Below are 22,903 nucleotides of genomic sequence, written 5' to 3' on the forward strand. Positions count from 1 at the left end.
TGAGTGCATGATTCATATTTCCCCTCGGCGCGGACCGGCCGGCGGATCGTGCCGGCTCGAAAGGTCCCGGTGTTATAGGCAGGTTCGCTTTGGTCCCGCCAGCACATCCGGAAAATTGGTCCTTTCAGCTCAGTCGAAAAGGTGGGAAGTTCGCCGAAAACCGGATGAACCAGACGTGGGGTGTTCCCAAACCGGTTCCGATGACGCAGGCTTGCGCGCCATGTGGAAAGTGGGGGTGAGTGCCGCCTGGCGTGCCGCTTATCGGCGATCCGTGAGGTCGGCCTTCGCGACGGTGCCGTTCTACCGCGAACGCTGGGCACTCGACGGCAGAACGGATCCCGTGCTCGTGCCCGGCCGGACCGGAACGGACTCCGGCGCGGCACCGCTGTCCGAGGCGGTGCACAAGATCGTCGATCTCGTACCGCTCGCCGGTGGCACGCAACGGATCGAGCCGAATCGCGGGCTGGGTCCCGTGCTGCGCAGGGCACGTTCGGTGACCGGGGACGCACTGGTCGTCGTGCTCGGCGACGAGGGGACGCGCCCGCCGGCGGACCTGCCGGGCGGGGTCCGGTGCTGCGTGGTGGATCCCGACACCCCGGCGCCGGGTGTCCTCGCGGAGTTGACCGCGGCGCTCCGCCGCGGTCGTCGCGTGATCGCGGTCGGCGACGACAAGCAGCTGGCCGTTTTCGCCACCGCGCTGCCCGAAGACCGGGCGTACCGGGTCGAATCCGTACCGCGACGGGAACTGGACACCATGGACACCGGCCCGTACGGAGTGCTCCACGACCCGGCACTGGGCTACCTGGGCGCGATCGAAGCCTGCGGCCGCTGGCATCTCGACTGGCCCCGCGTCCACGCGCGCCCCACCTCGGGCGGGCTCGCGTTCACCCTGCTGCGCCAGGATTCCCCGCGGTTCGTGGACGTGCTCCCGGCGGGCGGGGTGCATGGCGAGATCGCGCCGTGCCCGCGACACGGCACCCCGGTCGTGCTCACGTGAAGATCGCTTTCCACGATCCGCGCACCGATCCCGCCCCGGCGGGCTGGCCGGCGTTCTTCACCGCGGCACGCCTGCATCCGGTGTGGGACTACGGGGTGATGGGACTCGACGCCTGGACCGCGCGGAACCCGCCGGTGCTGGCCACCGTCTCCGGTAGCACCGGGATCGTCGCGGCGTTCTCCGTCCTGGTCTGTCGTCCCCGGCTGCGGTATCGCTTCGCGCCGATGCCGGGACACCGGCTGCTGCGCCCGTTCTGGGCCGAGGTCTGCCAGCCCTGGCTGAGCGGTTACCCGGGACTGGCGTTCGCGCCGCCGGTCCCGGCCGCCGAACGACGTCCGCTGATCCGGGCGTTCGAATGGGCCTTGCGCACGCGGCTCGGACCGGGACTGCTCGGCGTGCTGTACCGGGCGCTCGGGGAGGAATCCGCGAAGGACGTCCAAGGGCGGGGCAGGCTGGTGAAACACGTCGATTCGGTCGCGGTGCTGGACAACCGCTTCGGTTCGGAAGACGAGTGGATCGCGTCGCTGGCGAAGTCGCGGCGTGGCGGGCTCAGACGGCAGCGGCGCAGGTTCGCGGCCGATCCCGGCCTGGTGGTCAAGGGCGGTCCAGGCCGGGGGGATCTGGACAGCGCCGAGGTCGCGGCGCTCATCCAGGCGCATCGTGAACGGCACGGCCGGTTCGCGCTCGACGCCAGGACCATGCCGTCCGCCGCGTTCCTGCACCGGTTCCTCCGGCGGCCGGACGTGCACACGCTGACCTACACCGGCGCCGACGGCAGGCTGCTCGCGGTGAACACCCTGCTCGACCATCCGGACAGCCTGGCGAAACAGCACTGGGGCACCTTGCCGGTGGACGAGGGCGGACGGCAGGGACTGCTGTTCGACTCCTACATCCACGCGATGCGCTACGCCACGCGGCGTGGCGTCAGGGAACTCACCGCCGGGCGCGGACTGCCCGAACTCAAGGCCACGCTGGGATTCCGGGCGCGCCCGGTGTATTCCGCCGCCGTGCCGAGACCGGTACTGGGATGGTGACGATGAAGGTGGCGGAGCGGAGCACCGCGTTCGAGGTCGAAGTGCTCGATCCGAGGAGCGCGGCCGAACCCGCGGGCTGGCGGGAATTCCTGCATCGGGCGAGGTTGTTGCCCGTCTGGGAGTACGAGGTCCTGCGCCGGGAAGCCTGGCTGGCGAAGAACCCGGCGGTGCTCGCGGTGCTTCGCAGGGGAGAGCAGGTCGTCGGCGCGTTCACCGTGATGGTGTGCCGGAGCTGGCGGGCGGACGACTTCGCGCCGCTGTCCGTCCTCGGTGGACGGTTCCGCCCGCGCTGGGCCGAGGCCTATCTCTGGCAGCTCAGCGGTTATCCGGCAGGGGTGCTCGACGAGCGGCTGGACGAGGCCGAGCGGCGGGAAGTGGTCCGCCGGCTCGAACGCGCACTGTGCGCCCACCTCGGCCCCGGGCTGCTGGGCGTGATCTACCGGGCGATGAATCCGGAACTCCTCCCGGCGCTGGCGGGCCGGGGCCGGATGACCCGGGAGATCGACCCGATCGCCGTGCTGCCCAACGACTATTCCACTGTGGACGACTGGGAGCGGGTACTCGGCGACGAGACCCGGAGGACGCTGCGTGACCTGCGCGAGGACGGGGACCTGCGCACCGAAGCGGCTCCCGCCCGCCGGGACCTGGACTGCCACGAACTCGCCGTCCTGCTCAACGCCCACCGCGCCAGGCAGGACGAACGGGCCTGGGCGCAGGGACAGCGGTCGCGGTTCGGCGGGCTGCACATGGACACCCGGAGCCCGATCGCACCGTCCTACCTGGACGTACTCGTGCGCCGCCCGGACGTGATCACCCGGACCTACCGCGACGGATCCGGGCGGCTGCTGGGATTCGGCACGCTGTTCGACTCCTTCGGCGCCTGTGTGCTGCACCAGTGGGCCGCGCTGCCGAGTGCGGACGGTGGCCGAAAAGGGCTCTATGTCGACTTCTACGCCAGGGGAGCGGAGCACATGATCGCGCACGGGCGCCGCGAACTGACCGCCGGCCGGGCGATGCTGGAGAACAAGACCGCGCTCGGCTTCGGCACCAGCCCCCTGGTCTCGGTCGCCGTGCCGAGACCGGTGCTGGGCCGATGACCTGGGAAGTGCGGGTGCTCGATCCGCGAACCGATGCCGAACCCGAGGGCTGGGCCGCGTTCCTCACCGCTCAGCAGGTGCCGGTTCCCTGGGACTACCACCTGCTTCGCGTGGAATCGCACTTCTCCCGCAGCCCCAACCTGCTCACCGTGATCAGCGACGGGGGAGACATCGTCGCCGCGGTGCTGGCGATGCTGTGCGCCCCGGTCTCCCCGGACCGGCCCGGCGCGGTGCGCGGCGTGGCGCGACTGGGGACGCGCTGGCTCGAAGTGCAGCACGCGTGGCTTTCCGGCTATCCGCCGTGGTTGTTCGCGGACGAGGTCGACGCCGCCGACCGTCGGGAGATCATGCGCCGGTTCGAGCGGGCCGTCTGCCGCTTCACCGGACCCGGCTGCCTCGGCGTCGTCTACCGCACCGTCGAGCCGGAAGCGCTCGACATGCTGTCCGGACGGGGCAGGCCCGTTCGCGAAACGATGCCGACGTCGGTGCTGGAGAACGGTTTCGTCGACGTCGAAGGCTGGCTGGCGTCCCTGCGGCGCAGCAGGCGGCTGAGCTTGCGCGGGCAGGTGAAGAAGGTCGCCGCGGACCCGGGACTGGTCGTTCGCGCCGAAGCCGCTCGCACTGACCTCGACGCACTGGAGCTGGCGACGCTGCTGCGGGGGCACCGCGGGCGGATGGGGCCGGTGAAGTTCGACTGGCGTGGTCCGGTCACGGCCGAGTACTTCGCCGAACTCGTGCGCAGGCCGGACGTGATCACCTCGACCTACCACGGCGCCGACGGCAAGCTGCTCGCGTTCGGCATCGTGCTCGATCACCCCGTGGCGCCACTGCACCAGCATTGGGCCGCGGTGGCGCCGGAGGAGGGACGGCCGAAGCACCTCTACTTCGACGCTGTCGTTCGTAACGTGCGCTCCATGATCGAGGGCAACCGGAAGTCCCTGTCGATGGGGCGGGGGCTGACCGACTTGAAGGCGACGCTCGGTTTCCGGCCGGTCCCGCTGCTCGGGGTCATCGTGCCGAGGCCGGTGACCCGATGGTGATCGAGGTGCTGGACCCCCGGCGCGATCCGGAGCCCGCGTACTGGAAACCGTTGCGGGCCAAGGCCGGTCTGCGCGCGGACTGGAGCTGGGAGGTCCTCACCACCCAGGCGTGGGCGGCGCGCACCGCGCAGCCGGTCACCGTGCTGCTCGAAGGCAGCGAGCCGCGTGGCGTGGTCAGCTCGGCGTGGGTCACCGGGCTCACCAGACGGCATCGGTTCGCCCGGCCTTCGGGCAAAGGATGGTTCGGCGGACTCGACGTCCGCTCGCCCGGCGCGTCCGCGATGCCGGGCTGGTGGTTCGACGACGAGGACGGTGACGGCGGTGTCGGCAGGTTGCTGGACCGCTTCGTCCCGGCCATGCGCGCGGAACTCGGCTTCGGCCTGCGCGGCCTGCTGGTGCGCCAGATCGGTGAGTCCGGAGTGGACGGTTTCCGGGGCGGGCTGAAGATGGTGCGCCGGACCGAGGACGTCGCCGTCCTCGACGTCACGCCGTTCTCGAACCGGGACGACTGGGTGAACTCGCTGGCGAAGAAACGCAAGTACAACCTGCGCAAGATCTTCCGCACCTTCGAGGCCGATCCTTCGATCGAGGCGCGAGTCGTGCGCGGCATCGACGCAGATCCGGTCGAGATCGCGGAATTGCTGCGACACAACGAATCCAAACACCACGATGTGCCGATCGTGCCGCTCCCGGCGTTCGTGGGCTACTGGAGCGCCCTGTTGCGGCAGCCCGACGTGCACCTCATCACCTACCGCGACACCGCCACGGACCGGGTGGTCGCCATGACGACCCTTCTCGATCACCCGACCCTGCCGATCGTCCGCAACTGGGCGGCGCTCCCGCCGGAGCTGGGCGGACGCGCCAACCTGTATTTCCACTTCTACGGCGAGGTGGTGCGCTGGGCGTTGGAGACCGGGCGGCCACAGGTGATGTTCGGCAAGAAGATGGCGGAGACGAAGGCATCGTTGGGGGCCAGGCTGGTGCCGCAGTACGCGGCCGCGGTCGCGCTGCTCTGACCTCGTGAGTGGTAAGGGCGGTTATTGAGGGGAAGGGCAAACGTGTCGTGTTCGCGGGTGGGTCGTGCCGGGCTGAAGGCTCCCTTCGTCGCGTCCGATGCGGTGAAGGGAGCCTTCAGCAGCGCGGATCTGGACCGGCCGCACCCTGACTGTCCACACGGGACACGCTTAGCCGGGTAAATGTCTGATTGATACCCATATGCACGCTTTGCGGAGGGGGTCGTGAGTGGCAAAGCGGGTTCTAACCCTCTTTGCCACTCACGACCCCCTCCGCAAACCGCACATCCAACCATCAATCGGACATTCTGTCGCCAGGAAGTGTCCCTTGTGGACACTCGGGAGCGACTGGCGCCCGCAGGCCGGTCCAGAACCACGCCACGAAGGCCACCTCTTAATCTTGAAGCCAGCGAAGGAGTCCTTCGCCGCAGAGGCTCGGTCATGCCACATTTGACTTACCCCTCAATGACCGCCTTGCCGCTCGCGAGGCTCTCCACGGTTCGGCACTCTGGTCGCCTGGAAGTACGTGAAGGACCCCTTCCTTGCGCTAGACGCAGTGTTGGGGTCCTTCACGTACTTGGGAGGCGTCCTCACCACTCACGAGGCCCTGGCCGCGAGGCCGGCGAGGAACAGGTCGATGGCGAACTCGAATCGTTCCTGGGCCGTCTCCGCGGTGAAGTACTCGCCCGAGCCGAGCATGTTCGGGAACGTGCCGGGCGGGAACGACGTCATGTACTCGACCATCTGCTTGCCGCGTTCCTCCTGCTCGGCCAGGTTGATGTCGCCGTGCTGCCAGCCCGCGCCTTCGTAGGCGAAAGCCTTGGCGTAGAGCCATAACGCGTCGGCCGCGAACAACGCCTGCTTGAGGTCGAGGCCGCCTGCGCGCAGCACCGCGAGCATGGCTTCGGCCTGCTGCAAGGCGTTCGCGCCGACCGGTACCGGGATGGCCCACGCGATCTTGGCGATTCCGGGGAACGACGTCAGTGCGCGCACGTTCTCCCGCAACAGGTCCTTCGCCTGCTCGATCCACCGCTCCGGTTCGGGTTCGGGGACCGGGCCGAAGTCGAGGACGTGGTCGACCATCAGCTCGTGGAGCTCTTCCTTGTTCGCCACGTGGGCGTAGAGCGACGCGGGGCCGGTTTCCAGCGCCTGGGCCACGCGCCGCATGCTCACCGCCTCCAGTCCCTCGGTGGCGAGGAGGTCCAGGGCCGTCTTCACCACGAGCTCCTGGGACAGCACGGGTTTCTCGGCGCGACGCCGGGGCCTGCTCACTTCGTTCGCCTCCTGATCCGGGGTACCCCGCGAACTCTACTTGACGCGAACGCCGTTCGTCTGTAGAACAGTGTTCGTCACACGAACACCGTTCGCCCCACTGGAGGACATCATGACCGAACGACGGGCCGAGGTCCTGGCCGTCCTGGGCAAGCTCGCCGACGCGTGGAACGACGGCGACGCGGCCGCGTACGCGTCGCTGTTCACCGAGGACGCCGACTACGTGACGTTCTTCGGCATGAACATGCCGGGCCGCGTGATCATCGAAAGCGCGCACCGATCTCTGTTCGAGGGGCTGCTGAAGGGATCGAAACTGGTCGCCGGGAGCGATGAGCCCAAGGTCCGGTTCGTGCGGCCCGACGTCGCGATCGTCGTGTCCGGCGGCGGATCGTCGCTGGCGGGCGGCGAGCCCGAACCCGGCCGGGAATCGACGCTGACGTATGTCCTGGTGGAGGAGTCCGAAGGCTGGCGGGTCGCGTCGTTCCAGAACACCCGGGTGAGTGACCCGGCCGCGAGCGCGGCGTGAAACCGCTGGTCGAAGTCGACGACGTGGTGCCCGCGTCCGCCGATGAGGTCTTCGCCCGGATCGCGGAATTTCTCCAAGCGCAGCAGTACAACCCAGGCTTCGAGATGGACCCCGAGCGCGGCCTCATCGCCCAGCAGGGCGGTTGGTGGTACCGCGGGGAGTACCTCGTCGTGGATGATCCGGCCGGTGCGCGGGTAACCCATCGGGTGTACAACGTCGCTTCCCGGGGACGGTGGGCGGTCCCGCTGGCCAACCGGTTCTTCGCCGGGTTCGACGGGCGGGTCCGGGAGGGCTTTGATCGGATGATGGGAGACGTCGCCCGCTCGATCCGGGATCGGCGTACGCTCAGTTAGGTTCACCTAACCTCATGAAAGGAATCGTGAATGGCCGAGGCGCGGAGATCAGTGTCGGCGACCCGGTTGCGGGTGCTGCGCACCGAGCGGATCACCCCGCATATGGTCCGGATCGTCGCTGGGGGCGAAGGGATCGCCTCGTTCCAGCCCAACGAGTTCACCGACGCCTACGTCAAGGTGCACTTCCGGGTGCCCGGCGTCACCTATCCCGAGCCGTTCGACCTGGCACGCGTCCGCGAAGAACTGCCGCGTGAGCAGTGGCCGCGGATGCGTTCCTACACCGTCCGGGCCTTCGACCGGAATCTCGGCGAGCTGGTGCTCGACTTCGTCCACCACGGTGACGAGGGTGTCGCCGGACCGTGGGCCGCCGCCGCGAAACCGGGCGACGAGCTGCTGATCTCGGGTCCCGGCGGGGCGTACGCGCCGGGCGAGGAAGCCGACTGGCACCTGCTCGCGGGTGACGAGAGCGCCCTTCCGGCGATAGCCGCGTCACTCGAAGCGATGCCGGCCGGCGTTCCCGTGCATGCGGTCATCCTCGTCGAGGACGCCGCCGAAGAGCAGTCGCTGACCACCAAGGGCGACGCGCGGATCACCTGGCTGCACCGGAGCAAGGGCGACGATCTCGCTGCAGCCGTCCGCGCGCTCGAGTGGCGTGACGGTGTCGTTCAGGCGTTCGTGCACGGCGAGGCCGCGTTCGTCCGGGATCTGCGACGTCACCTTCTCGACGATCGGGGAATGCGGCGTGACCTGCTGTCCATCTCCGGATACTGGCGGATCGGGAAGACCGACGAGGCGTGGCGACTGGAGAAACAGGCCGAACGGAACGCGTAGCCTCGGTCGCATGATCGAGCTGAAGGTGGACGTCGACCCGGCCGAGGTGGGCTTCGACGCGGAGCGGTTGCGGCGGATCGACAAGCACTTCGACGGGTACCTGGAGCGAAATCTGCTTCCCGGGTACCTGGCCGTGGTGACCCGCAACGGGAAAGTCGCGCATCTCGCGTCGAACGGGCTGCGCGACATCGAGGCCGGGCTCCCGGTGGAGACCGACACGATCTGGCGCGTCTTCTCGATGACGAAGCCGGTCACCTCGGTCGCCGCGATGATGCTCGTCGAAGAGGGGCGCATCGACCTCCGGGACCCGATTTCCCGGTGGCTGCCGGAATTCGCGGAACCGCGGGTCTTCACGGCGGGCTCGTCCGTCCGGGTGATGACCGAGCCTGCGACGGAACCCATCCGGCTCTGGCACCTGCTCACCCACACCGCCGGCCTGACGTACGGGTTCCACCGCACGCATCCGGTCGACGCGCTCTACCGCGAGGCCGGCTTCGACTGGGGCACCGCGCCGGGACTCGACCTCGCGAGTGTCTCCGAGGCGCTCGCGCGGCAGCCGTTGCAGTTCCAGCCCGGTTCGGAATGGAACTATTCGGTCGCGACGGACATCCTCGGAAGGCTCGTCGAGGTCGTCTCCGGTCAGTCTCTCGACACCTTCTTCAGCGAGCGGATCTTCACTCCGCTCGGCATGCACGAGACCGGATTCCAAACCGACCCGGCCGCCCTCGACAGGCTGGCCGCGCTCTATGTGCCCCACCCGAAGACGAAGGCCCCGTTCCGTCACGACGAGATGGGCGCCATCGGCCGTGTCACGCCCACGTGCCTCTCGGGCGGCGGGGGGCTGGTCTCGACGGCGGGTGACTACCACCGCTTCACGCAGATGCTGCTGCGTGGCGGTGAACTCGACGGCGTCCGGTTGCTCGGTTCGCGCACGGTGGAGGTCATGGCGAGCAACCACCTGCCGGGCGGGGTGGATCTGGAGACCTACGGTCGCGTCGGTTTCTCCGAGACGCCGTACGACGGTTTCGGCTTCGGACTGGGCTTTTCCGTGCTCGACGACCCGGTGAAGGCCAAAACCCTCGCCAGCGCCGGGGAATTCGCCTGGGGTGGCGCGGCGAGCACCGCCTTCTGGGTCGATCCGGACGAGGACGTCACGGTGCTGTTCTTCACCCAGCTGCTGCCGTCGTCGACCCATCCGATCCGCGCCGAACTGCGCAACCTGGTGTACCAAGCCCTCGTGGGCTGATCCTTTTCGGGCAGCCCATCAGGCGGATCCTTTACCGCGCGGTGGAAACCCGGCCACACTGGACCCAGCCGAAGGGGAGGGGTCCTCATGCGCCGGATCGTGGTGGTCGGGGCCGGGCAAGCCGGCCTGGTCCTGGCCTTGGGCCTGCAGCGGCACGGATACGCCGTCACCGTGGTCACCGACCGCGACGCCGGAACGATCCGTGCCGGCGGCCTCATCTCGAACCAGTGCTTGTTCCATCCCGCCCTGACCCGGGAACGCGCGCTGGGCATCAACTTCTGGGACGGAACCGCCCCGGAGATGCTCGGCGCGTCGTTCGGGCTCGCCGGGGACTCCCCGGAGCCCGCCGTCTCGTGGCGCGCCCGCTTCGACCACCCCGCGCAGTCGGTCGACCAACGGGTCAAGGTGTCCGACTGGCTGACCGCGTTCGCCGCCCGCGGCGGTGAGGTGCGGATCGGCAAGGTGACGCCCGACGGGCTGGAGGAGTACGCCCGCGAGTTCGATCTCGTGCTGGTCGCTGCCGGGCGAGGACCACAGTTCGACGGTCTCTTCCCGCGTGACGACGCGCGTTCCCCGTATCGCGAACCGCAGCGGACCATCGGGATCCTGTACCTCGTCTCCGGAGGCGACGAGCCGCTTCCGGTGTATCCGGGCCTGACGTTCGGGCTCTCCCGGGCCGGTGAGCTGTTCGGGCTGCCGGTCCAGTCGGTGCGCGGGCCCGTCTTCGGCCTCGGGTTCTTCGGCGTTCCCGGCGGACCCATGGACGTCTGGGACGACGTCACCGACGTCGACGAGCATTTCGCCCTCGCGATGACGCTGCTGCGCAAGCAGTTCCCGTGGGTCGAAGAGTCGCTCGCCGGCGCACGCCCGAGCGGGCCGCTGGACGTCCTGCGCGGCCGGGTCCTGCCGATCGTGCGTGAGCCGGTCGGGACGCTGCCGTCGGGGGCGAAGGTACTCGCGATGGGCGACGCCGCGGTGACGAACGACCCGATCGCCGGGCAGGGCGCGAACATGGCGGCGCACGCGGCCGCGGTCTACGAACAGAGCATCCTCGACCACGGCGACCGCCCGTTCGACGAAGCGTTCCAGCGCCGTACTTTCGCCGAGTACTGGGAAAAGGCACAGCACGCGACCCGGCTGAGCAACGATTTCCTCGCGCCGCCACCGGATCACGTGCTGGCCACCCTGGACGCCGCGCAAACGGCGCCCGAGGTGGCACGCCGGTTCGCGCACGTCTTCTCCGACCCCGCCGACTACGCCGCTTGGCTGACCGACGAGGAAGTCGCGCTCGCCTACCTCGGGTCGAACGGCTTCTGATCCGGGGCGCAGACGGTGCCGCGCGCCGGGAGACGGCCGTGGATCAGGTACGCGTCGAGGGCCGCGTCGACACACTTGCTGCGGTTCGCGGCGCCGTGCCCCCAGGCGTCCAGCGTCAGGAGCCGGGCGTTCCCGAGGATGCGTTCGGTCCGTTTCGCTCCGGAGTACGGCGTTTCCGGATCGCCCTTGCCGTTGGCCAGCAACAGGATCGGCGCGGTCGGCCGGTTCCACGGTCCGGTGTAGCGCGCCGGGTCGGAGGCGGGCCAGAAAGCACACGGCAGCGAGAGATACGTGTCGTACGAACCGAAACCGCGGCTTTCGCGATCGGCCTCGCGGGCCGCTTTCGGCCACGCCGCCGGGTCACGCGGGTTCGTGGTGTCGGCACAGATCGTCCCGCCGCCGCCGAGTGCGGAGTCGAACGGCGTCACGATGGCTTTCGCCGAGGCCGATTTCGTCGCGGACTGAAGGAATTCCGCCAGCGCGGGCGAGTCGGCCTCGTCGGTCAGCGCGTTGTGGGTGCGCCGGATGACGTCCTGATAGGTGATCGCGCCCGGCGTGGCCTCGAGCCGGTCGAGGATGCCGTCGTATTTGGCCCGCAGGTCCGTCCCGGGTTCGCGGAACGCGCACCGGACGTCGGCCGCGCAGGCGTCGAGGAACGCCTGCAGCGCGCGGTCCGCGTCCCGGAAACCGCCGAGCCTGGTGCTGAACGGGACGTTCGCGTCCTGCGGACGGTGCCCGGTGGACCAGGCGATCGGATCGTCGACGGCGTCGAGGGCCAAGGCCCCGACGCGATGCGGGAACAGGTTGGCGTACACCTCGCCGAGGTATGTGCCGTACGAGAGGCCGTAGTACCGCAGGCGGGGCTCACCGGCGGCCTCGCGGAGCTTGTCGAGGTCCCGGGCGACGTTCGTGGTCGACAGATGACCCAGCAGCGGCCCGGCGTTGCGGCCGCACGAGGCGGCGACCTCACGGACGTCGGCGATCTGCCGGGTTTCCTGCTCGACGGTGATCGGGAACTGGCCGAGCACCCGCTTGAGCGGCTCGAGTTCCGCTTCGCTCGCGAAGCAGCGGACAGGCGTACTGGCGCCGACGCCGCGCGGGTCGAAGCCCACGATATCGAACTGCCGGTGCAGCGACGCGGTCTGGAACTCGCTGAAGCGGCCGGGATTCCCGGGGCCGCCTGGGTTGGTGAAGACGGTGCCGCGTTTGTGCTTCTGGTCGGTCGCGGGAAGGCGGCCGAGCGCGATGGTGATCCGGGGGCCGCCCGGATCCCGGTACGAAAGCGGGACTTCCAGTTCGGCGCAGTCGTAGCCGGATGGCGATCCCGCCGGACAAGGGCCCCAGGCGATGCCCTTCGGCGTGGCCGAGACCGCGGGCGCGATCGTGACGGCGGCGAGTGCGGTGAGGGTGATCAAAGCGGCGGTGCGGACTCTGCTGGTGGTCACCCGTCCAGCGTCTCGGCTCGCGGGCGCGTGATCCCTGGTGCGCGTACCCGGAAAGACGGTGGAGCAGGCCCTACCCCGCCTCAGCCAGGCACGAAAAAGGAGGGGCGCGCCCCTCCATGTTCAACATATAGCGCACCTGGGGGCTTGCGGCAAGACCCCGGTGATACCGCAGAATCCTCGGCCGTAGCCAGTACAGGCCGAACAGGAGTGAGGATTTGACGGACGTCGACGTGATCATCGTGGGTGCCGGTCCGACCGGTCTGATGCTGGCCGCGGAGCTGCGGCCGGCCGGGGTTCGCCCGCTGGTCCTGGAACGGCGGCCGGAACAGGGGAAGACACCGAAGGCCCACGGTCTCAGCGGGCAGATCCTGGACCTGCTGAAGTACCGCGGCCTGCTGGACCGGGTCCGGGGGCTCGTCACCGACCCCGTCCCGCCCCACCGGTTCCCGTTCGGCGGCGTGCACGTCGACCTCACCCGGTTCGACGAGCCTCCGCTGAAGGCGCTGTCGGTGCGACAGCAGTTGTTGGAGCGGTTACTGGAGGAACACGCTCTCGAACTCGGCGCGGAGGTGCGCCGCGGGCACGAGGTCACCGGGCTGTCCCAGGACGGCACCTCCGTGACGGCCCAGGTCCGCGGGCCGGAGGGGGAGTACGAAGTCACCGCCCCGTACCTCGTCGGATGCGATGGTGGCCACAGTCCCGTCCGCGCGCTCGCCGGGATCGGGTTCCCCGGGACCACCTATCCCGAGGTCAACCGGATCGGGCAGGTCAAGATCCCCGAGGGGCTGACCGTGCACGACAACGGCGACATCGAGACACCGGGGCTGGGCCGGATCAAGGCGGGCTACACCCGCACCGACAACGGGGTGTTCGCGCTCGGTTCGCTGACGCCGGGGATCTTGTTCATCCAGACCACCGAGGACGATCTCGGCGAGATCGACGACGACGTGCCGCTGACGCTGACCGAGTTCGGCGACAGCATCCGCCGCGTGCTCGGCGGGGACGTCCCGCTGGGCGACCCGGTCCGGCTCTCGCGCTACCAGTTCTCCGCCCGCCAGGCGGAGCGCTACCGCGAGGGGCGGATCCTGCTGGCGGGCGACGCGGCTCACCTGCTGCCGTCGACCGGTACGGCGATCAACGTCGGCATGTCCGACTCGGTCAACCTCGCCTGGAAGCTGGCCGCCGAGATCCAGGGGCGGGCGCCGGAGGGGCTGTTGGACACCTATCACGCGGAACGGCACGCCGCCGGTGCCCGCGCGCTGCTGCAGTCCCAGGCGCAGGTCGCGCTGCGGCGCGGGCACGACGAGGCCGCCGAGGCGCTCCGGACGGTCTTCCAGGAACTGCTGGGCGACGAGCAGCCCGCGCGACGGCTGGCCGCGCATCTCGCCGGGACCGACCTGCGCTATCCGATGCCCGGCTCCGGGCACGCGCTCGCCGGCACCTTCGTCCCGGATCTCGCGCTGGAGACCGATCAGGGCGCGACCAGCGTCGGGGAGTTGCTGCGCCCGGCGCGGCCGGTCCTGCTCGACCTCGCCGGACGGCCGGAGCTCCGCGAGCTCGCCGAAGGACTCGTCGACGTCCACACCGCCAAGGCCGAGGACCGGCCCGCCGACGTCCTCCTGATTCGCCCGGACGGGTACATCGCCTGGGCGGGGACACCGATGACGGCCTGCGAGAAGCGCTCGCCGCCTGGTTCGGCGTCTGACCCCCGCGCGTTTAGTCCTCTACTTGCGGTAGTTGCACGCGCGAGGACCGCAAGTAGAGGACTGATCGCAGAGGGGGGTCAGCGGCCGATGACCTCCGAGCCGTACCGCTTCAGGGTTTCTTCGCGCTGATCGTGCATGAGGTACAGCGCGAACTGGTCGACGCCGAGCGAAGCCAGTTCCTCCAGCCGCTCCACATGCGCCGAAGACGGCCCGAGCAGGCAGAACCGGTCCACGATCTCGTCCGGCACGAAGTCGGTCGAGGGATTGCCCGCCCGCCCGTGGTGTGAGTAGTCGTACCCTTCCCTCTCACGGATGTAGTCGGTCAGTTCGCGTGGCACCGGCCCGGAATCGCCGTACCGCGCCACGAGATCCGCGACGTGGTTGCCGACCATCCCGCCGAACCAGCGCAACTGTTCGCGCTGGTGCGCCAGATCGTCCCCGACGTACGCCGGTGCCGCGAGGCAGATCGTGATCCCGCCCGGGTCCCGTCCCGCCGCACGGGCCGCCTCGCGGACGGCGCCGATGGTCCACCGGGCGATCGCGGGATCGGCGCACTGGAGGATGAAGCCATCGGCGTGTTCGCCGACCGTCTTCAGCGCCTTCGGCCCGTAGCCCGCCATCCACATTTCGAGCCTGCCGTTGCGGATCCAGGGGATCTGGACCGGTTTGTCCCGCAACAGGACCTCCCGGCCCTCGGCCAGCTCCTTGACCACGTGCATGCAGTCGCGCACGGTGGCCAAAGTGGACGGTGCCAGGCCGACGACCCGGTGCGCCGAGTCGCCGCGGCCGATTCCGCACACCGTCCGGTTGCCGTACATGTCGTTGAGCGTGGCGAAGGTCGACGCCATCACCGACCAGTCCCGCGTGGCCGGGCTGGTCACCATCGGGCCCACGATCATCGACGACGTCGCCGCGAGGATCTGCGAGTAGATGACGAACGGTTCCTGCCACAGCACGCACGAGTCGAACGTCCAGCCGTAGCGGAAACCCTGGTCCTCGGCGGCCTTCATCAGCCGGACCAGGTCGCGTGCGGGTGGGTCGGTCTGGAGCACTATCCCGAAATCCATCCGGCCTTCTTCCCCTCCACCACCCTCAACGGAGCGGCTTCGCCACACTGAGTTCGATTGCCTCAGTTCAGGTACTGGTTCAGGTCGCGCGAGAGGAATTTCCCGTGCGTCGTACTGCCCGAGAAGCCCGACGGCGACACCACCACACGGCCGCGCGAGAGCACGGTCTCGACCTTCCCGGTGATCTCCATTCCTTCGTAGGCCGAGTAGTCCACGTTCATGTGGTGCGTTTCGACCGACAAGGTCTGTTTCGCCGACGGGTCGTAGATGACGATGTCCGCGTCCGAACCCGCCGCGATGACACCCTTGCGCGGGTACAGCCCGAACATCCGCGCCGGGGTGGTGGAGCAGGTCTCGACCCACCGGCCGAGGGTGAGCTCGCCCGCCACGACACCCTGGTGCAGCAGGTCCATCCGGTGCTCGACGCCGGGGATCCCGTTGGGGATCGCGCGGAAGTCGCCGCGGCCGAGTTCCTTCTGGTCCTTGAAACAGAACGGACAGTGATCCGTCGACACCACCGAGAGGTCGTTGGTGCGCAGCCCACGCCACAGGTCCGCCTGATGCGACTTCTCACGCAGCGGGGGAGAGGCGACGTACTTCGAGCCCTCGAAATCCGGCTTCGCCAAGTCCTCGATGGACAGATAGAGATACTGAGGACACGTCTCCGCGAAGACGTTCTGGCCGTTGTCGCGCGCCTCCGCGACCGCCGCGAGTGCCTGCGACGCCGAGAGGTGCACGATGTACAGCGGCGCCCCGGTCACCTTGGCCAGCTGGATCGCGCGCGAGGTCGCCTCGCCCTCCAGCTCCGGCGGCCGGGTGAGGCCGTGCTGCACCGGGTCGATCTTCCCGGCGGCGAACGCCTGCGCGGCCAGCTGATCGATCGCGATGCCGTTCTCCGCGTGCATCATGATCGTGGCGCCGATCTCGCGCGCCTTCTGCATGGCCAGCAGGATTTCGCCGTCCGTGGAGTAGAACACCCCCGGATACGCCATGAACATCTTGAAGCTGCCGACCCCGCCATCGACGCAGGCCTGCATCTCCTTCAGCGACGAATCGTTGACGTCGGAGACGATCATGTGGAAGCCGTAGTCGATGGCGCAGTTGCCGTCGGCCTTCTCGTGCCATTTGTCCATAGTGGACAGCAGTGAGGTTCCCTTTGCCTGGACGGCGAAGTCGATGATCGTGGTCGTGCCGCCCCACGCCGCCGCCGTCGTCCCGGTGCCGAAGGTGTCGGCGGAATGCGTCCCGCCGAACGGCATCTCCATATGGGTGTGCGCGTCGATCCCGCCGGGCAGCACGTACTTCCCGGTGGCGTCGATGACCGAATCGGCCGGGCCCAGGGTGCCGGGCGCGCCGACGGCCACGATCGTCTCGCCGTCGACGAGGACGTCCGCCGCCGAAGCGCCCGCCGTGGACAGCACCTGCCCGCCGCTGATGAGGGTGGTCATCACGCCTCCGCGAGGGGTCCGTAGCTGTCGGGACGGCGGTCTCGGTAGAAGGCCCACAGGTCCCGCACTTCGGCGAGCTGCCCCATGTCGAGGTCGCGGATGACGATCTCCTCCTCGGTGTCGGAAGCGGCCTCGCCGATCAGCTGGCCGCGCGGGTCCGCGAAGTACGTCTGACCGTAGAAGTCGTTGTCGCCCAGCGGTTCCACGCCGACCCGGTTGATCGTGCCGACGAAGTACTCGTTCGCGACGGCGGCCGCGGGCTGCTCCAGCCGCCAGAGGTATTCCGACAGACCGCGGCTGGTCGCCGACGGGTTGAACACGATCTTCGCGCCCGCCAGGCCCAGTGCGCGCCAGCCCTCCGGGAAGTGCCGCTCGTAACAGATGTAGACGCCGATGCGGCCGACGGCGGTGTCGAACACCGGGTAGCCCAGGTTCCCGGGCCGGAAGTAGAACTTCTCCCAGAAGCCCTTCACCTGCGGGATGTGGTTCTTGCGGTGCTTGCCGAGGTAGGTCCCGTCGGCGTCGATCACCGCGGCGGTGTTGTAGTACACGCCGGGCTGCTCGACCTCGTACATCGGGACGACCAGCACGACACCGTGCCGTTCGGCGACCTCCTGCATGAGCTTCGTCGTCGGCCCGTCGGGGATGCCCTCGGTGTAGGAGTAGTAGTCGGTGTCCTGCACCTGGCAGAAATACGGTCCGTAGAACAACTCCTGCAGGCAGATCACCTGCGCGCCCTGCGAAGCGGCCTTGCCGATGGCTTCGACCGCGTTCGCGATCATCGACTCCTTGTCACCCGTCCACCGCTGCTGGATCAATCCGGCTCGGACCAGGTCGCTCACTTGCTTCCTCCTCTGTGTAGGCGGTGCGCTTGTGCTCGGGCAGGGCCAGCAGCAGGTAGACGACGAAGGCGCCCGCCAGTCCGACGACCCAGTTGTAGTCGTAGAGCGGTTTCAGGAACGGGATCAGCCCGTCGGCGGGGAACGGCCCGCCGTACGCGCCGCCGACCGAGAGCACGGCGCCGACGAGTGTCGCGACGAGCGCGCGCCAGTTCCAGCCGCCGTTGAACCAGTAGACGCCGCGTTCGGTGTAGAGGTCGCGAAGCTTCAGTTCGGTGCGCTTGACCACCCAGTAGCCGGCGACGAGCACCCCGGCGACAGCGCCGAGCAGGCCGCCGTAGAAGCCGAGCCACGCGAAGATGTAGATGTTCGGGTCGGAGTAGAGCCGCCACGGCTGGATGGCGATGCCGATGATCCCGGTGATCAGCCCGCCGACGGCGAAGGTGATCTTCTTCGGGAACGCGTTGGAGAAGTCGTAGGACGGGCTGACCACGTTGGCCGCGAGGTTCGCCGACACGGTCGCCAGCACCAGCGCGATCAGCGCGACCACGACGACCACGGGGGAGTCGAAGCGGTCGGCCAGTTTCGCCGGGTCCCAGATCTGTTCGCCGTAGAGGACACTGCCGCCCGAGGTGGTCAGGATCGCCACGATCGCGATGAACGTCATCGTGGTCGGCAGGCCGAAGATCTGGCCGCGGACCTGCTTGCCCTGGCTGCCGCCGAAACGGGTGAAGTCCGGCATGTTGAGCGAAAGCGTCGACCAGAACGCGATCATCGCCATCAGCGACGGCGCGAACACCTTCCAGAAGTCCGGTCCCCAGCCGAGTTGCCCGGGTTCGGACAGGATCGGGCCGAGTCCGCCCGCCTTGACCAGCACGTAGCCCAGCAGGATCAGGAAGCCGACGGAGACCAGCGGCGCCGTCCAGTTCTCGAACCGGCGGACCGCCTCCATCCCGCGCCAGATGATGATCATCTGGAACAGCCAGAACAACCCGAACGAAAGCCACAGCGTCCAGTGCTGGCCGAGGACGACGGCGGAGTCCTTCCAGCCGGAACCCGCCAGCCGCCCGACGATGATGTAGACGGCCTCACCACCGACCCAGGTCTGGATACCGAACCAGCCGCACGCGATGAACGCCCGAAGCAACGCCGCCAGATTCGCGCCGCGCATCCCGAAGAAGGCGCGGGCGAACACCGGGAACGGGATGCCGTACTTCGTCCCGGCGTGGCTGTTGAGCAGCATCGGGGCGAGCACGACCAGGTTGCCGATGGTGATCGTCATCAGCGCCTGGACCCAGTCCATGCCGAGGGCGATCAGGGAGGCGGCGAGCGCGTACGAAGGGATGTTGTGCGCCATCCCCATCCACAACGCGAAGTAGTTGTAGGTCGTCCAGGTCCGCTTTTCGACCGGGACCGGGGCGAGTTCTTCGTTGTAGAAGCGGCTGTCCTTCAAGGACTCGACCTCGCCGAGTTCTACCCGGCCATCAGGATGCACGAGCTGGGTTCCGCGTGCCGTCGGCTCCATTGCGGAATCGTGCTCGCCCTCGTCACGCGGGTGGGACTGGCAGACTGTTCACTGTTGGTGGCGTCGGAACGCAGACTGTCGATTGCGTTCGAAGCCCCCTGATGCATGACCTGCGTCACACACACGGACGTAGCAATCAGGCAAACGGGCTGAAACATCTCCACAGGATCTCCACAGCTCACCCGAACGGTCTCCACGGTCGCTGCTTACAGTCATCCCCATGGAACTGGGAGGACGCCGGGTGCTGGTCGTCGAGGACGACGTGACCATCGCCGAAGCCATCGCCGCGCGGTTGCGCGCGGAGGGCTTCACCGTCGATCTGGCGCACGACGGCCCTTCCGGCGTCGAGACGGACGCCGCGCGGGAGCCGGATCTGGTGGTGCTCGACGTGATGCTGCCGGGTTTCGACGGGCTCGAGGTCTGCCGCCGGATCCAGGCCCGCCGCCCGGTCCCGGTGCTGATGCTGACCGCCCGGTCGGACGAGACGGACATGCTGATCGGCCTCGGCGTCGGCGCGGACGACTACCTCACCAAGCCGTTCTCCATGCGCGTGCTCTCGGCCAGGGTGCACGCGCTGCTGCGCCGCGTCGAACGGTCGGCACGGACCGACGTGAGCGAAGCGGGCACGAAGATCGTGCTCGGCGACCTGGAAATCGACGTCGAACAGCGGCGGGTCACGCGGGCGGGCACACCGGCCCAGCTGACCCCGATCGAGTTCGACCTCCTCGTCCACTTCGCGAAGCGCCCGAGGGCGGTGCAGCCGAGGGAGCGGCTGCTGAGCGAGGTCTGGGACTGGGACGTCGCGGGCACCGGTTCGGGCACCCGCGCGGTCGACAGCCACATCAAGGCGCTGCGCCGCAAACTGGGCGCGGACCTCATCCGCACCGTGCACGGCGTCGGGTACGCCCTGGAGGTGGGATCGTGAAACTCCGCCCGCTGTTCGGCCGGATCGTCGACGCGCTTCCGAGGCCGCTCGACCCGGTCCGGTCCATCAAGCTCAAGCTCGCGATCCTGCTGGTCTCCTCGGGCGGTATCGCGTTCGCCTTCTTCAACTGGCAGATCGGCTGGCTGCCGCCGCGCACCACGATCGCCGCGATGGTGCTCGCGGTGGTCACCTCGCAGATCCTGGCGCACGGGATGACCCGGCCGCTGCGCGAGATGACCGCCGCCGCCAGGGCGATGGCCAAGGGCGACTACACGCGCCGGGTCCGGGCGACCGCCCGCGACGAGGTCGGCGAACTCGCCCACGCCTTCAATCAGATGGCCGCAGACCTCGACGCCTCGGATCAACGGCGGCGTGAGCTGATCGCGAACGTCTCCCACGAACTCCGCACGCCGATCACCGCGCTGAACGGCGTGCTGGAGAACCTCGTCGACGGCGTCGCCAAGCCCGATCCGGCGACGCTGAAAACCGCGCTGCAGCAGACCGAACGGCTCGGCAGGCTGGTTTCGGAACTCCTCGACCTCTCGCGCATCGACGCCGGCGCGTTCCCGTTGCAGCTGGAGGAGTTCGATCTCGAACTGCTGCTGGAAGAGGTCGCCGCCGAAGCCGGGGTGACCTCCGCCGCGACCGGCCGCGGCGTGCGGTTCGCCGTCGACGTCCAGCCGCCCGGCGCGGTGGCCGTCGCCGACCGCGGCAGGCTCTACCAGGTCGTGGTCAACCTGCTCGACAACGCCGTCCGGCACGGGCCGGCCGGGGGCGAGGTCCGGGTGCGGGCGGAGGCCCGCGAAACCGACGTCGTCATCGAGGTCGAAGACGAAGGCCCCGGGATCCCGCCGGGGGAGCGGGACAGCGTGTTCGAACGGTTCACCCGCGGCGAGCGGGCGGGCGGCGGTGGCACCGGCCTCGGGCTCGCGATCGCCCGGTGGGTGGTCGACCTCCACGACGGCAGCATCGCCGTCGTCGCCCCCGAAGGGCGTCCGGGCTGCGTCATCCGCGTCGTGATCCCGGTTCCTTAAGCCCGTTCCGCTTTCTTTCCGCGGCTCCGCACACCCACTCGGATGTGCTTTCGCAAACTGGAGGGTTCGATGAGCGAAGAACAAGAGGAGAAGCAGGCGCACGCGTCGCCCCCTGGGGCGACGGACACCTTGCCGCCCGCGCCGCTGGTACCGGCGCCGGTGCCGGTGCTTATGCGGCCGCGGGTCCCGCCGAAGTCGTCGATCGTCCCGCTGCCCCGTTCGGTGCTGCCCGCCGCTGTCGCCGCCGGGCTGATCGCCGCGGTCGCCATGCCGGACGATCCCGGAGCCGGCTGGTTCGTGGCCGGGCTCGCCTTCGCCGTGGCCGTCTACGTCGCCGACAAACGGGCCCGCGGTGACGCCGAGCCGCACTTCCGCCTCACCAGCGCGTTGTGGGCGGCGGTCGCGCTCGGACTGCTCGCGGTCGGCATGGTCCGCGCGTCGGTGTGGCTGAACGTGCTGTGCGTGCTGGCCGCCTGTGTCGCGGGATCTCTCGCGGTGGTCGGGAAACGCACCGTGAACACGATCATCTACGACGTCTTCGCGGTCCCGATCGAAGCGCTGCTTTCGGTCCCGTGGATCGGGCGCGGGCTCGTGAAGCTCGGCAAGAAGCCGGAAAGCCGTACGCGGCCGAGATTCCTGGTGCCGGTGCTGGCGAGCTCCGGGCTGCTGCTGGTGTTCGTCCCGCTGCTGCGGGGCGCGGACGCCGCGTTCGCGAGCGTCGTCGACTCGGTGATCCCGGAGCTCAACCCGGGAACCTTCGTGCGCTGGGGTTTCCTGTTCGTCGTGGCCGCGTTCGCCGTCGCCGGGGCGTGTTACCTGCTGGCGGCACCACCGTTGCCCGCCGAGGACGACGCGCCGCGCAAGCGGCTGGCGCACCGGTTCGAGTGGGCCCTGCCGCTGGGCGTGCTGGTGGCGCTGTTCGCGAGCTTCGTCGTGGTCCGCCTGGTCGTGCTGTTCGGCGGCAGCGAGTACGTCCTGCGGACGAGCGGGCTGACGGCGGCCGAATACGCCAGAAGCGGGTTCTGGCAGCTGTCCGCCATCACCGTGCTGACCCTGCTGCTGGTCGCCGCGGCGCTGCGCTGGGCGCCGAAGTCGTCGGTGGCCGATCGTGCCTGGCAGCGCGGGTTGCTCGGCGTGCTGAGCGTGCTCAGCCTGGTGCTGGTCGCGTCGGCGTTGAGTCGCATGTGGACATATCAGCAGGCGTACGGGTTCACCGTGCTGCGACTGCTGGTGGAGGTCTGCGAACTCTGGATCGGCCTGGTGTTCCTGCTGGTACTGGTGTCCCTGGTCCCGCTGCGGTCGTCCTGGCTGCCGCGCGCGGCCATCGGTGCCGCGGCCGCGGCGCTGCTGGGGCTGGCCGTCCTCGATCCGGAACGGTTCATCGCCGACCGTAACATCGACCGGATCGCGCACGGCAAGACGCTCGACACCCGTTATCTGTCAGGGTTTTCCGCCGACGTCGTCCCCGCGGCGGACCGGCTCCCGGAGCCGCTGCGGTCGTGCGTGCTCGGGCCGGTCGTGACGGGTATCTCGGAAGATGATTGGCGAGGATGGAACCTGAGCCGGTCCCTCGCGCGTCAGACCCCCGTTGCCGCGAAGGACGGGATCGGGTGCCGGTACCTGCCCCGTTCTTGAGCCGTGACACCACGGCCTTGATCGCCTTCTTGGGGGTGAGGGCGATCAAGGCGGTGGTGAACGGCGGCCGCCGGGCCACCGAGGGGGAGGCCCGGCGGTCACCTGTGTGCCGCGAGGGCCTTATCGGACAAAAGCCTTTCGAGGCAACGATTTTCCGTCGGTCAGAAGGTGAAGACGCCGGCCGACTCGGTGTCGGCGACGCAGCGGTTGGCGTACGAGGTGCGGTAGGTGACCGGTTCGCCGCGCCACTTGCCGACGGCGGAGACGTCCACCGGGTTGTACTCCAAGGTGCAGGAACGCGGTTCCGCGCGTAGCCTGTCGAACTTTCCGTCCACTTCGGACAGTTTGGCGCAGGCGCCGCCGCGGCCGGGGTGTGAGCCCCCGGTGGGGCCGCAGCTGAGGGAGACGGTGCCGACCCGGCCGCGTGCGTCGTGGCTGGTCAGCTGGAACGTGGATTCGGCGGGTTGCGCCGGGGCCATGCAGGCCAGCGCGAGGACGCAGGCGCCGATCGGTTCGAAGAAAGCCATACTTCCACTATCGGCTGATGTGACCC

At 69.1% G+C, this 22,903-nt stretch carries 21 protein-coding genes; 14 read left to right on the top strand and 7 right to left on the bottom strand.

The window, feature by feature from the left end; all coding sequences use genetic code 11:
• Window positions 1-271 precede the first annotated feature (271 nt).
• Genes BKN51_RS02430 through BKN51_RS02450 form a run of 5 tightly spaced genes read left to right on the top strand, consistent with a single transcriptional unit; the run spans window position 272 to window position 5,184 of the window.
• A complete protein-coding gene (locus BKN51_RS02430; RefSeq protein ID WP_101606051.1) occupies window positions 272-997 on the top strand; it encodes a hypothetical protein in 726 nt (241 codons plus the stop codon).
• On the top strand, window positions 994-2,031 hold the full coding sequence (locus BKN51_RS02435; RefSeq protein WP_101606052.1) for a GNAT family N-acetyltransferase: 1,038 nt from the start codon (window positions 994-996) through the stop codon (window positions 2,029-2,031). Before BKN51_RS02430 ends, BKN51_RS02435 begins: the two co-directional genes overlap by 4 nt.
• Window positions 2,025-3,128 carry a hypothetical protein gene (locus BKN51_RS02440; protein WP_101606053.1) on the top strand — a complete coding sequence of 368 codons (1,104 nt, stop codon included), beginning with the start codon at window positions 2,025-2,027 and terminating at the stop codon, window positions 3,126-3,128. Before BKN51_RS02435 ends, BKN51_RS02440 begins: the two co-directional genes overlap by 7 nt.
• Window positions 3,125-4,168 carry a GNAT family N-acetyltransferase gene (locus BKN51_RS02445; protein ID WP_101606054.1) on the top strand — a complete coding sequence of 348 codons (1,044 nt, stop codon included), beginning with the start codon at window positions 3,125-3,127 and terminating at the stop codon, window positions 4,166-4,168. The genes BKN51_RS02440 and BKN51_RS02445 overlap by 4 nt, the downstream gene beginning before the upstream one ends.
• Window positions 4,162-5,184 (top strand): GNAT family N-acetyltransferase, encoded by a 1,023-nt coding sequence (locus tag BKN51_RS02450; protein WP_101606055.1) that lies wholly within the window; start codon window positions 4,162-4,164, stop codon window positions 5,182-5,184. The genes BKN51_RS02445 and BKN51_RS02450 overlap by 7 nt, the downstream gene beginning before the upstream one ends.
• 594 nt (window positions 5,185-5,778) lie before the next feature.
• On the opposite strand, the gene BKN51_RS02455 is transcribed toward BKN51_RS02450, so the two are convergent.
• Window positions 5,779-6,453, bottom strand: coding sequence for a TetR/AcrR family transcriptional regulator (locus tag BKN51_RS02455; RefSeq protein WP_101606056.1), 675 nt, complete (start codon window positions 6,451-6,453; stop codon window positions 5,779-5,781).
• A 112-nt stretch (window positions 6,454-6,565) separates the two neighbouring features.
• Here BKN51_RS02455 and BKN51_RS02460 point away from each other — a divergent pair, with 112 nt between their 5' ends.
• From BKN51_RS02460 to BKN51_RS02480, 5 genes are all read left to right on the top strand, one after another.
• The gene (locus BKN51_RS02460) at window positions 6,566-6,979 is read left to right on the top strand and encodes an SgcJ/EcaC family oxidoreductase (RefSeq protein WP_101613011.1); all 414 of its coding nucleotides are present in this window, start codon (window positions 6,566-6,568) and stop codon (window positions 6,977-6,979) included.
• Window positions 6,976-7,332, top strand: a complete 357-nt coding sequence (locus BKN51_RS02465; RefSeq protein WP_101606057.1) for a hypothetical protein — start codon at window positions 6,976-6,978, stop codon at window positions 7,330-7,332. Before BKN51_RS02460 ends, BKN51_RS02465 begins: the two co-directional genes overlap by 4 nt.
• 30 nt (window positions 7,333-7,362) lie before the next feature.
• Window positions 7,363-8,163, top strand: a complete 801-nt coding sequence (locus BKN51_RS02470; RefSeq protein ID WP_168214243.1) for a siderophore-interacting protein — start codon at window positions 7,363-7,365, stop codon at window positions 8,161-8,163.
• Window positions 8,164-8,173: 10 nt separating this feature from the next.
• Window positions 8,174-9,409, top strand: a complete 1,236-nt coding sequence (locus tag BKN51_RS02475; protein WP_101606058.1) for a serine hydrolase domain-containing protein — start codon at window positions 8,174-8,176, stop codon at window positions 9,407-9,409.
• Window positions 9,410-9,496: 87 nt separating this feature from the next.
• A complete protein-coding gene (locus BKN51_RS02480) occupies window positions 9,497-10,726 on the top strand; it encodes a styrene monooxygenase/indole monooxygenase family protein (RefSeq protein ID WP_101606059.1) in 1,230 nt (409 codons plus the stop codon).
• Here the strand turns inward: BKN51_RS02480 and BKN51_RS02485 are convergent.
• Window positions 10,702-12,171 carry an alpha/beta hydrolase gene (locus BKN51_RS02485; protein ID WP_101606060.1) on the bottom strand — a complete coding sequence of 490 codons (1,470 nt, stop codon included), beginning with the start codon at window positions 12,169-12,171 and terminating at the stop codon, window positions 10,702-10,704. The genes BKN51_RS02480 and BKN51_RS02485 overlap by 25 nt on opposite strands.
• 215 nt (window positions 12,172-12,386) lie before the next feature.
• Here BKN51_RS02485 and BKN51_RS02490 point away from each other — a divergent pair, with 215 nt between their 5' ends.
• On the top strand, window positions 12,387-14,006 hold the full coding sequence (locus BKN51_RS02490; protein ID WP_233224129.1) for an FAD-dependent monooxygenase: 1,620 nt from the start codon (window positions 12,387-12,389) through the stop codon (window positions 14,004-14,006).
• Here the strand turns inward: BKN51_RS02490 and BKN51_RS02495 are convergent.
• From BKN51_RS02495 to BKN51_RS02510, 4 genes are all read right to left on the bottom strand, one after another.
• Entirely contained in the window at window positions 13,955-14,944 is a 990-nt protein-coding gene (locus BKN51_RS02495) for a TIGR03842 family LLM class F420-dependent oxidoreductase (protein ID WP_101606061.1), read from the bottom strand. The two genes, BKN51_RS02490 and BKN51_RS02495, sit on opposite strands and share 52 nt — an antisense overlap.
• Window positions 14,945-15,006: 62 nt before the next feature.
• Complete coding sequence (gene hydA, locus BKN51_RS02500) at window positions 15,007-16,392, bottom strand: dihydropyrimidinase (RefSeq protein ID WP_101606062.1); 1,386 nt, start codon at window positions 16,390-16,392, stop codon at window positions 15,007-15,009.
• A complete protein-coding gene (locus BKN51_RS02505) occupies window positions 16,392-17,234 on the bottom strand; it encodes a nitrilase-related carbon-nitrogen hydrolase (RefSeq protein ID WP_101606063.1) in 843 nt (280 codons plus the stop codon). The genes hydA and BKN51_RS02505 overlap by 1 nt, the downstream gene beginning before the upstream one ends.
• A complete protein-coding gene (locus BKN51_RS02510; RefSeq protein WP_101606064.1) occupies window positions 17,185-18,756 on the bottom strand; it encodes an NCS1 family nucleobase:cation symporter-1 in 1,572 nt (523 codons plus the stop codon). The genes BKN51_RS02505 and BKN51_RS02510 overlap by 50 nt, the downstream gene beginning before the upstream one ends.
• 241 nt (window positions 18,757-18,997) lie before the next feature.
• On the opposite strand from BKN51_RS02510, the gene BKN51_RS02515 reads away from it, so the two are divergent.
• The 3 genes from BKN51_RS02515 (at window position 18,998) to BKN51_RS02525 (ending at window position 22,350) form a co-directional block, all read left to right on the top strand.
• Window positions 18,998-19,681 (top strand): response regulator transcription factor, encoded by a 684-nt coding sequence (locus BKN51_RS02515; protein WP_168214530.1) that lies wholly within the window; start codon window positions 18,998-19,000, stop codon window positions 19,679-19,681.
• Window positions 19,678-20,715 (top strand): HAMP domain-containing sensor histidine kinase, encoded by a 1,038-nt coding sequence (locus BKN51_RS02520; protein WP_101606066.1) that lies wholly within the window; start codon window positions 19,678-19,680, stop codon window positions 20,713-20,715. Before BKN51_RS02515 ends, BKN51_RS02520 begins: the two co-directional genes overlap by 4 nt.
• 69 nt (window positions 20,716-20,784) lie before the next feature.
• Entirely contained in the window at window positions 20,785-22,350 is a 1,566-nt protein-coding gene (locus tag BKN51_RS02525; protein ID WP_101606067.1) for a DUF4153 domain-containing protein, read from the top strand.
• Between the two features lie 161 nt (window positions 22,351-22,511).
• Here the strand turns inward: BKN51_RS02525 and BKN51_RS02530 are convergent, their stop codons facing one another.
• Entirely contained in the window at window positions 22,512-22,877 is a 366-nt protein-coding gene (locus tag BKN51_RS02530; RefSeq protein WP_101606068.1) for an SSI family serine proteinase inhibitor, read from the bottom strand.
• Window positions 22,878-22,903: the final 26 nt, after the last annotated feature.

Origin of the sequence: Amycolatopsis sp. BJA-103 (assembly GCF_002849735.1) — a bacterium.
GTDB lineage: Bacteria > Actinomycetota > Actinomycetes > Mycobacteriales > Pseudonocardiaceae > Amycolatopsis.